The sequence below is a fragment of the Plantactinospora sp. CNZ320 genome (assembly GCF_002846275.1).
Window position 1 is genome coordinate 1,498,764 of sequence record NZ_PJMP01000001.1, and the last position, 12,448, is coordinate 1,511,211.

Annotated in this window: 11 protein-coding genes; 4 read left to right on the forward strand and 7 right to left on the reverse strand. The window is 72.3% G+C overall.

Translation table 11 applies throughout. From position 1 onward, the window contains the following. Positions 1–7: 7 nt before the first annotated feature. The gene (locus CLT71_RS06440) at positions 8–1,033 is read right to left on the reverse strand and encodes a LysR substrate-binding domain-containing protein (RefSeq protein WP_101366299.1); all 1,026 of its coding nucleotides are present in this window, start codon (positions 1,031–1,033) and stop codon (positions 8–10) included. A 40-nt stretch (positions 1,034–1,073) separates the two neighbouring features. Here CLT71_RS06440 and CLT71_RS06445 point away from each other — a divergent pair, with 40 nt between their 5' ends. From CLT71_RS06445 to CLT71_RS06455, 3 genes are all read left to right on the forward strand, one after another. Then, positions 1,074–1,937 carry a serine hydrolase gene (locus tag CLT71_RS06445; protein ID WP_486483090.1) on the forward strand — a complete coding sequence of 288 codons (864 nt, stop codon included), beginning with the start codon at positions 1,074–1,076 and terminating at the stop codon, positions 1,935–1,937. Positions 1,938–2,059: 122 nt separating this feature from the next. Then, positions 2,060–3,025, forward strand: coding sequence for an MBL fold metallo-hydrolase (locus tag CLT71_RS06450; protein ID WP_101366301.1), 966 nt, complete (start codon positions 2,060–2,062; stop codon positions 3,023–3,025). Positions 3,026–3,092: 67 nt separating this feature from the next. After that, on the forward strand, positions 3,093–3,659 hold the full coding sequence (locus CLT71_RS06455; RefSeq protein ID WP_101366302.1) for a hypothetical protein: 567 nt from the start codon (positions 3,093–3,095) through the stop codon (positions 3,657–3,659). Positions 3,660–3,820: 161 nt separating this feature from the next. Here the strand turns inward: CLT71_RS06455 and CLT71_RS06460 are convergent, their stop codons facing one another. The 5 genes from CLT71_RS06460 to CLT71_RS06480 form a co-directional block, all read right to left on the reverse strand. Then, positions 3,821–6,019 (reverse strand): AMP-binding protein, encoded by a 2,199-nt coding sequence (locus CLT71_RS06460; RefSeq protein WP_101366303.1) that lies wholly within the window; start codon positions 6,017–6,019, stop codon positions 3,821–3,823. Next, positions 5,941–7,257 (reverse strand): beta-ketoacyl synthase N-terminal-like domain-containing protein, encoded by a 1,317-nt coding sequence (locus CLT71_RS06465; RefSeq protein WP_101366304.1) that lies wholly within the window; start codon positions 7,255–7,257, stop codon positions 5,941–5,943. The genes CLT71_RS06460 and CLT71_RS06465 overlap by 79 nt, the downstream gene beginning before the upstream one ends. Further along, positions 7,244–8,467 (reverse strand): beta-ketoacyl synthase N-terminal-like domain-containing protein, encoded by a 1,224-nt coding sequence (locus CLT71_RS06470; protein WP_101366305.1) that lies wholly within the window; start codon positions 8,465–8,467, stop codon positions 7,244–7,246. Before CLT71_RS06470 ends, CLT71_RS06465 begins: the two co-directional genes overlap by 14 nt. Next, positions 8,457–8,717: a phosphopantetheine-binding protein gene (locus CLT71_RS06475; RefSeq protein ID WP_101366306.1), complete on the reverse strand. Its 261-nt coding sequence runs from the start codon at positions 8,715–8,717 to the stop codon at positions 8,457–8,459. The genes CLT71_RS06470 and CLT71_RS06475 overlap by 11 nt, the downstream gene beginning before the upstream one ends. A gap of 271 nt (positions 8,718–8,988) precedes the next feature. Further along, positions 8,989–10,104: an L-dopachrome tautomerase-related protein gene (locus CLT71_RS06480; protein WP_101366307.1), complete on the reverse strand. Its 1,116-nt coding sequence runs from the start codon at positions 10,102–10,104 to the stop codon at positions 8,989–8,991. Positions 10,105–10,351: 247 nt separating this feature from the next. Here CLT71_RS06480 and CLT71_RS06485 point away from each other — a divergent pair, with 247 nt between their 5' ends. Further along, positions 10,352–11,290, forward strand: a complete 939-nt coding sequence (locus CLT71_RS06485; RefSeq protein ID WP_101366308.1) for a golvesin C-terminal-like domain-containing protein — start codon at positions 10,352–10,354, stop codon at positions 11,288–11,290. A gap of 66 nt (positions 11,291–11,356) precedes the next feature. Here the strand turns inward: CLT71_RS06485 and CLT71_RS06490 are convergent, their stop codons facing one another. Then, positions 11,357–12,391 carry an SAM-dependent methyltransferase gene (locus CLT71_RS06490; RefSeq protein ID WP_101366309.1) on the reverse strand — a complete coding sequence of 345 codons (1,035 nt, stop codon included), beginning with the start codon at positions 12,389–12,391 and terminating at the stop codon, positions 11,357–11,359. Between the last annotated feature and the right edge of the window lie 57 nt (positions 12,392–12,448).

The following is a 12,448-nucleotide window of genomic DNA, read 5'->3' on the forward strand; positions in this document are numbered from 1 at the left end:
ACCAGGATCAGCCGTTGACCTGGCACTCCCTACCGGCCGGTCCGGCAGGTGCCGTTGCCAGAGCACGGCCGGTACCAGCACTGTGCGGGGCGAACACGATGCTCCACGGGCGCGCCGCATCCGCCCGGGGGACAGCCATCGGCGGGGCCTCCCCGCCCAGCGTCGCCGCGGCGATCTCCGCGAATCGTTCCGCCGCCGGATGGTGCGACCGCGCAGGCCAGGCTGCCAGGGTGGTCCTGTGCAGCGGGTGTCCGGTGAGGGGTCGCCACACCACGCGCGGCTCGCGGCGTGCGGCGCTCTCGGGTTCGAACGCGACGCCGTGTCCGGCAAGTACCAGCCCCAGCAGGAACTCGGGGTTGCGGGCATGGCGGACCCGCGGCGGCGCGAAGCCGTGTTGCCGGCACACATCGAGGACATGGTCGTGCCAGCCTGGCGCGGTGGTGCGGGGCGGCAGAACGAGGTCGTGGCCGGCGAGGTCGGCCAACGCCAGGTCGGTTCGCCGGGCCAGCGGCGACGCGCGCGGCAGTACCACCCCGAGCCGGGTCCGGGTGACTGGATGAAACCGCAGTTCAGGTGCGTCCACCGGGTGGTGTACCAGGCCGATGTCGAGCCGGGCGTCGGCGAGCATCCGCAACTGCTCGCCGGTGGTCAGCTCCTGCAGATCGACATCGAGCCCGGCAAGCTGTTCGGTGAGCTGCCGCAGGAGGGCCTGGAGCGTGACGGCGGCCGTTTCCGGTGGTACGCCCGCGCGCAGTGTCCCCAGCGTACCGTCGCGCACCATGCGCACGAGCGTCCGCATCCGCTGCTCGCCGGCGAGCAGGCCACGCGCCTCGTCGAGGAGCAGCCGGCCGGCGGAGGTGAGTGCGACCTGGCGCCGGGATCGGTCGAACAGTTCGACACCCAGCTCCCGCTCCAGCCGCTGGATCGACTGGCTCAGTGGGGGCTGGGCGATGCCGAGCAGTTCGGCGGCCCGGCCGAAGTGCAGCTCTTCGGCCACCACCGCGAAATAGCGCAGGTGCCGCAAGAGATCCATGGCCCGACGGTACGCGAGCGGTGCCGGCTACCGTGGCGGCGTGTGGGAGATCTTCGACAGGGTGGGGGTCAACGCGTGCGTCCACGTTGTCGACGTCGACAACGGCCGGGAGGTCGGAACGCGCGCCGACGAGCAGGTGGTGCTCGCGTCCGTGTTCAAGATCCTGCTGGTGCTGGAGTTCGCGCGACAGGTCGTGGCCGGGCAGGTCGACCCCACCGAGCGGGTGCTGGTGGGCGCCGGGGATCGGCTGGGGGGTTGGGGTACGGCAGGGTGCGCCGACGACGTGGAGCTGTCGCTACGCGACCTGGCGTACTTCACCATGTCGGTCAGCGACAACACGGCCGCCGACCTGCTGCTGCGGCGGGTGGGTCGGGACGTGGTACCGCTGCTCGCCGCGGAGTTGGGGCTCGCCCGTACCCGGGTGATCGGCGGGCCGCGGCAGGTGCTGGAGTCGATGTTCGCCGACGTCGGCGCGAGTGACGCCGTCGAGTTCGCTCGGGTCTTCCCCGCCATGTCGGAGGAGCGGATACGAGCCTTGCGGGTCTTCGACCCCGCACACACCACCTCCAGTACCGCGCGGGAGATCACCAGGCTGCTGACCCTGATCTGGCGGGACGAGGCCGGACCGCCTGCGGCGTGCGGGATGGTGCGGGACCTGATGTCCCGGCAGATGTTCTGGACCCGGTTGCCGTCCGGCTTCCCGCCCGAGGTGCGGGTGGCCGCCAAGACCGGCACCCTGCCGGGGCTGCACATCGAGGCAGGAGTCGCGGAGTACCCCGACGGCGGCCGGTACGCGATCGCGGTCTTCGCGCAGACCCAGCGGCTGAGCACCCGACGGATCGACGTCGACCTGGCGATGGGCGAGGTGGCCCACGCTGCGGTCGAGGCGCTGCGCGGGATGTGAACAACGCCTCAGCCGTCGGGTCGCATCGGCCGGCTGGCCAGGACCGATACGTAACCGGGTATGCACGGTACGAGCGGATGGTCTTGGACTCGCCACGCCGGGCGGTGCCACGCTCTCCCGCCATGACCGAATCACGACTCGGCCGCCGCCGGTTCCTCGGTACCGCCGCCGGCCTGGCGGCGGCCACCGCCGCCTCGATCCCGTCCAGCGCGTCCGCCGCACCGGCCGTACCCCGCCGCCCTCGGGCGAGCGGCCCCGGCGCCACGTTCCGCTGGCTGGGCACCTCCGGTTGGCGCATCGACATCGGCGCGAGGACTGTCCTGGTCGACCCGTACCTGAGCCGCTTCAGCACCGGGCTGTTCGCCGGCGCGTTCGACCCGGCCACTCCGCTGACCGTCGACAGCGAGCGTATCGGGGACCACCCCGGGACACCTCAGACGATTCTCGTGACGCACACCCACTGGGACCATTACAACGACGTCCCACAGATCGCCAAGCAGTCCGGCGCCCGGGTGTTCGGCACACTCACCGCGTACCACCTCGGGGTGGCCTACGGCCTGCCCACCTCCCAACTCAGCATGGTCAAGGGCGGCGAGGTGCTCGATTTCGGCGACTACACCGTCGAGGTGGTGTCGTCGCTGCACAGCCGCAACGGTTCGTACTCGATGGTCTTCCCCGGCGTCCGCGTCGTGACGCCGGTCAGGCCGGAAACGATCGCGGACCTGCCGGAAGGAGACACGCTCGCCTTCCAGGTGACCCCACGCGGCGGGCCGTCGGTGCTCTTCATGGGTGCCAGCGACTTCGTCGAACGCAATTTCGCAGGTCTGGCCCCCGACGTCGCGATGATCGCGATACCGAGCACCGACTCCACCCACGAATACGTCCCGCGCCTGCTGGAGGCCCTCGACCGGCCCAGCACTGTGGTACCGGTGCACTGGGACAACTTCGAGACGGCCCTGACGAACCCGCCTCCGGTCAGCACGAACGACCAGGCTCGGCTGGACAGGTTCGTCGCAGCCGTGCGCAGGGTAGCGCCGCGCACCCACATCCTGCTGCCGCGGTATCTGACGCCGTACACCTTCGGCTAGCGCCCTCTGACCAGGCGGCATCGCGTGGTCGTGACGGCCCGCGATGCCGCCGTGAAAAGATCATGACGTGTACCGCCGCCTCGTTGCCGTCCTGGTCGTCGCCGTGCTCTGTGCCGGCGCCTGGATCGGCCTGCGCGTCGAGTATCGCGCCGCGAAGGACCGCCGCGACCTGCACGACCTCACCCGGATGTCACCGTGGCCGCGCGAGGAGCTGCTCGTACCCGACGACCTCCCACCCGACGGGACGCATGGCTGGCTGGACGGCACCGGCCTCGATCTGGTCTTCGACCTCGCCGTCTCCGACGGGCGGAAGGTGCCGGTGAAGTGGCAGTTGCACCCAGGATCGGACGGAACGCCGGCAGACAGCGTCGACTGCGGGGCAGTGGCCGTCGTGACCTGTACGGACCTCGGTGACGGAGTGACCTTCGTCGTCTCCAAACAGGCGCCGAACAGCATCCCGTCCACGGCGCTGCTCCGCGTCGACGGCGACCGTCTGCTCAGCGTCGTCGTTCAGGTACCGGAATATGTGGCGGCCGATGCCCTACGGCCGATGCTGACCCGTACCCATCGACCCACCGACGCCGAGCTGCTCGCGCTGCTGCGCCCTGAGGGTTACCAGACGGACTGGAGCTGAGCCGGCGCAGCGTGACGCCCGCACGCGGCAGCGAGCGACAGCCCGGGCGCCGTGCACCCGGCTCGACAGCGCGCCGTGCGGACATCCCGGCCGACCGCCCCGAGTGCCGGGAGCCACCGCCCGGGAGACGCCCGGGAGGCGCTGCCGGTGGCGGCGCGCCGTCAGTCCCGGAACATCCCGGCCAGCACCTCGGCGGTCCGGGCCGGGTTGGTGGCGACGAAGTAGTGGTCGCCGGGGACCATGTGCAGGCTGGCGATCCGGTCGACCGGAATCCGGGCGGTGACCGCGTCCCGGGTGCAGAGCCCGTCGTCGGTGCCGAGCAGCACGTGCACGGCCCGGGACGCCACCCCCTGGAAGCCCTCGGGGGCCAGCGCGATGTCCCGGCGGAACCGGGGCAGCAGCAGTCGGGTCACCTCCTCGGCGGTGAGTCCGCTGGTCGGCAGCAGACCGGTGCTGCGCAGCCCGGCCAGCAGGGTCTCGTCGTCGTCGGAGACCAGCGCTGGCCGCTGCGTGCCGGGCAGCACCGGCGGGGCGGAGAGGACCACCGGAGTTTCGCCCAGCCCCTCCCCCGCCGCGTCGGCCACCGCGGCGGCCAGTACCGCGCCGAGGCTGTGCCCGAACAGCACCGCCTGGTCCGACAGGTACGGCGTGCTCGCCCGCCACCAGGCACGGGCGGCGTCGGCGATGGTCGCGCCCTTGCGGTAGGTCGCCTCGCCGGCCACCACCCGCCAGGATCCGGGCAGGTGCCGGGCCAGCCGGGTGAACGCCCCGGAGGAACCGCCCGCGTACGGGATGCAGACGAGGGTACGGCCGGGGCCGTCGCGGAGTACCCGCATCCGGACCGTCACCGGCTCGCCGGCCCGGCCGCGCAACTGGAACCGGGCGAGTTTGCCGGTCGAGGTGGTCGGCAGCGCCTCGACCACCTCGACGACGGCCGGCCGCTTGTGTGCCGGCAGCCCGGCCCGGAACGCGGCCCGGGCCGCCCGGCGCAGCGCGCCCGGGTCGACACCGGGAGCCGGCACCAGATAGGCGATCGCCTGCTCCAGCCCGGCCTGGTCCCGGGCGCCGACCACCGCACACTGGGCCAGCCCGTCGAGGTCCCGGACCGCCGCCTCGACGTCGAGCGGCGAGACCTTGTAACCGCCGATGTTGATCAGGTCGTCGTGCCGGCACAGATACCGTAGCTCCCCGTCCGGGTCCCGCCGGACGATGTCGCCGGTGTAGGCACCACCGTCGGCGAAGGTCCGCGCCGCCGAGGAGGGGCGGTCCAGGTAGCCGGCGGCCACCGAGGGGCCGGCCACGTGCAGCCGCCCCTCCGTACCCTCCGGCACGATCCGGCCGGTCTCGTCCCGGACGGTCACGGTCGTACCCGGCACCGGCCGGCCGGTCGAACCGGGCTGGCTGCCCCGGGTCGCCAGCACGATGTGCAGCACCTCGGTCGCGCCCAGCCCGTTGACAAGCGGCACGCCGAAGGTGCCGGTGAAGTCAGCGCAGAGCGACGCCGGCAGGTGCTCACCGGCCGAGACGGCCAGCCGCAGCGAACCGAGGTCGGGGATGCCGCCCGGGTCCGTCGGGTCGCCCTGGCCGGCCCGGTCCAGCAGCGCGGCATAGATCCGGGGTACCGCGCAGAGCACTGTCGGGCGGTACCGGGCGATCGTCGCGGCCAGCCGGTAGACGTCGGGCGGGCCCTGGTTGAGCAGTACCCCGGCACCGGCGGCGAGCGGGAAGAGCAGCGAGTTGCCGAAGCCGTACCCGAAGGAGAGCTTGGCGGTGGAGAGCACCAGGTCGTCGGGGTGCAGGTCGAGGATCCTACCGAAACCGTCAAGCACTCCGGTCACGCCGGCTGCGGTGTGCAGTACCCCCTTCGGCTTGCCGGTGCTGCCCGAGGTGTACTGGATCAGCAGCACCTCGGACGGCGGCTGGGTGACCGGCGGCGGTGAGGGTGGCCCGCCCGGCTCCAGCCAGTGCGCACCTCCCCGGGGCAGTCCGGTCAGGCCGGCCTGGTCCGCCCGTGCCGCGCCCGCCTCGTCGGCGTGCAGGAAGCCGGCCCGGCAGTCTCCGGCGATGAACTCGAGTTCCGCCCCGGTCAGCATCGGGCTCACCGGTACCGCCACGGCGCCCCGCCACCAGAGTGCCAGGATCGCCACCGCGGTCGGCAGGTCGTCGTCGGCGACCACCAGTCCCCGGGTGCCGGGGCCGATGCCGGCCTCGGCCAGCCGGGCCGCGTAGCCCCGCACCGCGCGGTACAGCTCCGCGTAGCCGAGCCGCTCACCGGCACCGGTCAGGTACGCGGGCCGCTCGCCCCGACCGGACGCGAGTGCTCGCCCCACCAGCCGCTCGACGAGGTTGGCGCTGGCCATGATGAGACCTCCAGGATGGCTGCGTTGCCGGACGGTTCGATCGCCACCGCGAGCAGGCTCGTCGGTGCGGGTGCGCTGGCGCAGTACGCGACGGCGCAGGCCGCCGCCATGAGGCCACCGGCCGCCCCGAAGTCGCCGAGTGCCCGTTCCAGGTGCCAGACCGGGCGGTGCGCCTCCCCCGCGAGTGCCTCGACCAGCTCACTGTCGACTGTGGAGACCATCGTGCCGACCGGCCCGACCGCTGCACCGCCGACCGGCCCGATGGGTGCACCGCCATTCGGCTCGACCGGTGCACCGCCGCCCGGCTCGACCGCTGCACCGCCACCCGGCTCGACCGGTACACCGCCGCCCGGCGCGCCGTGGTCGGGCGCGTGGCGGGCGGGCGGTGCACCGGCGGGTGGTCCGGCCGCCCAGCCCGATCCCGCGGGGCGGGCGGCGCGGACCAGGGCGCGGCAGTGTGCCGCCAGGTCGGACCGGTCGAGGCTGGTCCGGCGGAACCGTCCCAGCCGGATGCCCGGCTCGTCGGCGAGGCACGGCGACACCGCCAGGCAGGCGGCGCCCTCGCCCGCGGCGAACCCGTCGGCGAGGCCGGCCAGGCTCCACCGGCTCACCGTCGCCGAGCCGCCGACCAGCGCCCGGGTCGCCGCTCCGTCGGCGAGCAGCCGGGCCGCCTCGACGAGTGCGGTGAGCCCGGCCGTGGTGCCGCCGGTCGTCGTCTCGTTCGGGCCGTCGAGGCCGAGCCGGATGGAGACGGTCGCGGCCGGCCCGTTGAACGCCGAGGCGGGACCGATGATCGGGCTGCTCAGCCCGGGGTCCAGGGTGGCGGCCTCGACGCAGATCCGGGCGTACTCGGCCAGCCCGGCGGTCGAGCTGGCCCAGAGTACGGCGGCCCGACCGGCCTCGACGGGGTCGACGAGCGAGGTCACCTGCCACGGGTCGGGTGGAGCGTCCGGCGGGGCGGTACCGGCCTCGGCGGCCACGGCGAGCGCGAGCAGCGACTCGGGCGGGACGGCCCGCAGTCCCCGCCCGGTGACGGTGGCCGGGAGCCGGGGCGCGACCGGAGCGTGTGTGCGCCATTCGAGCGGGGCGAGGCCGGCCTCCGGGGCGGTGAAGCGGCGCACCGGTGCCGGCGGTAGGAGTGCCCCGTCGACCAGTCGGGCCAGCTCCGCCGCGTCGGCCACGCCGGGCAGCCGCAGCCCGAGGCCGCGTACGGCCAGACAGTCGTCAACCGGCGGCACGTTCGTCCCTTCCGAGCAGTACCGTCGAGACGCCGCCACCGAAGCCGAACGCCTGGCTGAGCACGACCCCGACCGGGGCTCGCCGGCCGGCCGGCTCGACCAGGTCGATGCCGCCGCAGGCCGGGTCGGCTTCGATGAGCGTGACGTTTCCCGGCACCAGGTCGGCGGCGAGCGCCTGCACCGCGACGATCGCCTCCAGCGCGGCGGCGGCCCCCTCGGCGTGCCCGAACTGTCCCTTGATGGAGGAGACCACCGGGCGGCGCCGGCCGGCGAGCGCCTTGGCCACCGCCCGGGCCTCGATGCCGTCGCTGGCCTGGGTACCGGTGCCGTGCGCGCAGACCCAGCCGATGTCGTCGCTGGTCAGCCGGGCCCGGTCGAGGCAGCTGTGGATGGTCGAGACCAGACCGTTGCCGTCCGGATGTGGCTGGGTGGGGTTGTGCGCGTCGGCGGCGGCGGCACTGGCGAGCAACCGGGCCAGCGGGCGCCCGCCCCGGGCTGCGACCCGGTCGGCCCGTTCCAGGACCAGCACTCCGGCGCCCTCGCCCGGGATGGTGCCACGCCGGTTGACGTCGAACGGCCGCACGGTGTCGACCGCGAGGGCGCGCAGCGAGGTGAACATGGCGAGGATCTCCAGGGAGAGTTCGGAGACGCCGCCGCAGACGGCGACGTCGACCTCGCCGGCCGCGACCGCCCGGGCGCCGGCCGCGACGGCGCTGTTCCCGGCCGCGCAACCGGGCGCGAACAACACGGTCGGCCCGGTGACCGCGACCGTCTCGCGGAGGGTGTCCAGCAGGGTGTCCGGCTGGGCCCAGGTCCGGCCGGGCACGTCGAGCCGGCCGGTGCCGATCCCCCGGTCCAGGATGGGTCGGGTGGCCATCACGGTGCCGGCGAAGACGCCGAGCCGGTGTGTCCGGTCCCGTTCCGGAACTCCGGCGTGCCGGAGCGCCTCCAGCGCGGCCACCGCGAGGAAGCGGGCGGCCAGGGACTCGTGGCCGGGCACCATCGCGTCGAGGTCGGCGACCGCGCCGGCCGGCACCTCGGCACCGCACCGGGCCGGATAACGGGACATGTCGAACCTGGTCACCGGGCCGGTCAGCACCCGGCCCGCGGTGACCGCCGTCCAGAGCGCGTCCGCGCCGAGGCCGGCGGCGGAGACCGCACCGACGCCGGAGATCACCACGGCGGGGCGGCCGGTCCGGTCACGGTCCAACGGAGATGCCCCGATCCCGGAGTACGGCGAGAGTGTCGCCGAAGTCCTGGAGTCCGGCCGCTTCCTCGTCGGTCAGCCGTACCCCGAGCTGCCGTTCGATCCGGACGACGAATTCGACCTTCTGCACCGAGTCGATCCCGAGGTCCTCGTAGAAGGCCGCCCCCTCGGTGACCTCGTCCGGGTTGACCTCGAAGATCTCCGCCGCCAGGTCCCGCAGGACCGCTGCCGACACCCTGTCTCGCTCTGCCAAGTCCGGCTCCCTTCCCGATCACCGCTCGCCACGTTTCGTGGAACTTGCGGGTGGGCTCACAGTGAAGTTTTCCAGGAAGGAAACGACGCGGGAATCACTGGAGATGCGACCAAAGAGCTTGTTCGCGCCGACCGAACAGGTCGTTACCGCAACCCGATCAGCTCGGTTCGGAACGGAAATCCGCGTACCGGCACCGGACGATCTTTCGGCGTCGGATGATTACCGGTTCCGCTGTGGACATTGTCGGTGATCACTGGCAGATGATCGGATCTCAGGTGGGCATCGGCAGCAGTGCCACCGGACCGGCGTCGACACCGATCCGGAACAGGACGTACGGGCGGCGTCGCCGGTCCACTCCGCCGGTGTAGTCGGGCTGCCGGTGGAGTTGGTTGGCGGTGACGTAGAGGTACCCGTCGGCGGCGACGGACATGGTGTCCGGCCAGAGCAGGCGCGGGTCGCGTACCAGGGTCTCGTACCGGCCGTCGGGGTGGCGGCGCAGGATGGCGTTCTGCTCGTACGCGGTGAGGTAGATCCGGCCGGCGTCGTCGCTCTCCAGTCCGTCGGAGCCCGAGCCCTTGTCGCCCTCGTCACGGACCGTCGCCGCCACCTCCGCCTCGTCCAGTGACCTGTCGACGAGCGCGTCGGTCGAGACGCTGTAGAGCCGGCGGGAGGCGAGCGGGCAGTAATAAAGCCGGCCGCCGTCGGCCGAGATGGCGATCCCGTCGGCGCCCATGGAGACCGGGCTCGGCGGCCCGTCGGGCGGGCACATCAGGAAGGGACGTCCCTCGACCAGCGGCCGGAACGTGGCCAACGGTTCGGCCTTGCTGGACGGATGGTCGTGCAGCCGTCGCCAGGCCGCCCCGCTGGCCAGGTCGACCACGACGATGCCGTTCGGTCCGGAGTTGGACGAGTCGGTGATGAACGCGACCCCGGCCGAGCGGCGGCGCAGGTCGAACCGGACGTCGTTGAGGTAGGAGGTGGGCAGCGCGACGTCGGCGGGAAAGAGGATGGTCTGGGTGACCAGGTTGGTGTCGAGGTCGACGCAGACCAGCTTCGGGCCGCCGGGGCGGGTCGGCTGAAACTTCGGGCTGCCGGTGTCGAGCACCCAGAGCCGGTCGGTGGGGTCGACGACGACGCTCTGCACCGAGACGAAGGCACCGGCGTCGTCGTCGCCTGCGGGCTGGTTCCAGTCCTGGTCGGGGAAGGGCACGAGGGCGCCGTCGCGCAGCTCGGCGACGGTGGCGTCGACCTGGTCTCCCCAGCGCGGGAAGTTGACGAAGATCCGGCCCTGCCGGGAGACGGTCACCCCGGTCGGCATGGCGCCGGAGAAGGTGTGCACGGTCTCCAGCCGGCCGAACGGCTCGTCGCTGGTCAGTTCGTCGCTCATCCGGCCCCCCGTGACCTGCCCGCACACCGAACGGCCGAGTCGGTGACCGGCTCGACCACCACGCCACTGTAAGCCGCAGAACACCGCCCAATACCTCAATAGCCGGATTTACTCCGATATCCCGTCATCGTGCCGTCCAGCGCCCGAAAGACACAGCCGAACATCGATGTAGAAGTCTTTCCAAGAGCGCCATCGATTGGTTAAATACCTTCAACTTTTCGCCCCGCCTGCGCCGAAGGGCCCTTGGATGAAGACCGGATACGTACGTAGCCTGGCCATACTCGCCGCGGCCGCCATCGCCGCCCCGATCCTGCTCACGGCCACCCCGGCAAGCGCCGCGACTGTCGCCGTGGACAACGCCGACGCCGGCCGTTTCACCGCCAGCGCCAACTGGGGTACGTCCACCTGGTCAGCCGACCGGCAGGGACCCGACTACCGGTTCGCCACCCCGGAAACCACCGCCAGCGACGTCGCCTGGTTCAAGGTCAACGTCCCCGCCGCCGACAACTACGTCGTGGAGGTCTTCTACCCGTCCGACTCCGGCTACAACAACTCCACCCCGTTCATCGTCGCCGCCACCAGCGGAGATCAGCACATCCGGGTCGACCAGCGATCCAACGGGGGCCGGTGGGTCAGCCTCGGCACCTTCCCGCTCGCGGCCGGCGACTACAACGCGGTCGGGGTCAGCCGGTGGACCAGCGGCACCGGTTACGTCGTCGCCGACGCCGTGCGGATCACCACCGCCACCAGCGGCGGCACGAGCTTCTCCCTGCCGCTGCCCCGCACCGCACTGCCGCGCAGCGAGTACGACGACCCGCACCACGACTACCCCGCGATCGACCTGCCGGTGGGGACCGGCACGGCCGCGTACGCCGTACGGGCCGGCACCGTGGTCCGGATCAACGACAGCAGTTGCGGCCAGGGCATCAACCTGACCGGCACCGACGGGGCGATCTACACGTACTGCCACTTCTCCGCCTGGTCGGTTGCCTCCGGTGCCACCGTCACGGCCGGACAGCGGATCGGCTCGACCGGCAACACCGGCAACTCGACCGGCCCGCACCTGCACTTCGGCATCCGCACCGGCAGCACCCGCCGGTGCCCGCAGAACTTCCTGCTCGCCCTCTACGACGGCGTCACCCCGCCCGCCGCCACCAGCCTGCCCACCAGCGGCTGCAGCTACTGAGCTGTAAGGAAGGGCCCCCTCTTATCGTTTTTTGTTGTAGAGGGGGCCCTTCCTTACACCCGTTCGTCAGGGTTTACGGGCGATCAGGATGTCGCGGACGATCGCCTGGTCGACCCGGTGGGCGAACTCCAGGTACGGGCCGTCGGCCAGCACCTCCAGTCCGGCGTCGGCGAGCACTCCGGCCGCCTCGTCCCGACGGGCGACGTTCGTGTTCCAGGCGACGCCGAGCGCCCCGCCGGGCCGGAGCAGACCGGCCCAGACCGGTGCCGCCTCGGCGAGCAGGGCCAGCGGGCTGCGGGCCAGCCGCTGCCCGGTGCTGCGGCTGCCGTGCTGTACCCCGTACGGGGCGTCGGCGACCAGCACGTCCTGGGTGCCGGGGCGGAAGAACTCGGCACTGCGCAGCGTGTCCACCTGCACCACGTCCAGCCGCTGGGTCCGGCCCGCCCGGTAGGACTCCTTGTCGGCGGCGAGCTCGACCTGCAACCGCCGGGCCACCACCTGCCGGTTGCGGCGTACCGGCCCCGACTCAGCCCGGTGCTTCAGCCGCTTGCGTTTCAGCCACGTCTGGATGTACGTCGCGTACGCGTCGAAGTCCGCCCGGTCGTGGTCCACCCCGGCGGCGTCGTACCCGTACATCAGCGCCTGGTTCAGCGTGGTGCCCCGGCCGCAGAGCGGATCGAGCACCCGGAGAGTCCGGTCCAGCATCTCCGGTGCGAAGGCCGAGGAGAGCACCGTCACGTTGAGCAGCAACTTGGTGAACTGCTCGTTGGTCTTGCCGGGATATTTCGGGATCGTCAGCAGGTCGTCGTCGTACCGGTCCAGCGGGCACAGCTCGACCGGCCGGAGCAGCCCGTCGGTGGCCTCGAACAACACGTAGATCGACGACAGGTTGGCCAGGTGGGCGACGTCGCGCTCGTCGAGCCGGTCGGCGGTGAAGGTGACGTAGCGGGCACCCCCGAGCACGGTCTCGGTGATCTCGCCGAGCCGGTTGCCGAGCACCGCCCGGTCGAAGACGGCCAACTCGGCCCGGGTGAGCGCCACCGACGCGTCCGCGTAGACACGGTTCGACGACGGGGAGATCAACAACGCGTACTGGCTCATCTGTCCTTCCGGGGCCGCTCGGCTGCGACCGGTCGATGTTAGTCGGCGGCGCTCCGG

What these genes read in the sequence shown, in the direction of transcription:
- CLT71_RS06485 (WP_101366308.1), top strand. Translation starts at nt 10,352, where the DNA reads ATGAAGACCGGATACGTACGTAGCCTGGCCATACTCGCCGCGGCCGCC.
- CLT71_RS06490 (WP_101366309.1), bottom strand. Translation starts at nt 12,391, where the DNA reads ATGAGCCAGTACGCGTTGTTGATCTCCCCGTCGTCGAACCGTGTCTAC.
- CLT71_RS06440 (WP_101366299.1), bottom strand. Translation starts at nt 1,033, where the DNA reads ATGGATCTCTTGCGGCACCTGCGCTATTTCGCGGTGGTGGCCGAAGAG.
- CLT71_RS06460 (WP_101366303.1), bottom strand. Translation starts at nt 6,019, where the DNA reads ATGGCCAGCGCCAACCTCGTCGAGCGGCTGGTGGGGCGAGCACTCGCG.
- CLT71_RS06480 (WP_101366307.1), bottom strand. Translation starts at nt 10,104, where the DNA reads ATGAGCGACGAACTGACCAGCGACGAGCCGTTCGGCCGGCTGGAGACC.
- CLT71_RS06450 (WP_101366301.1), top strand. Translation starts at nt 2,060, where the DNA reads ATGACCGAATCACGACTCGGCCGCCGCCGGTTCCTCGGTACCGCCGCC.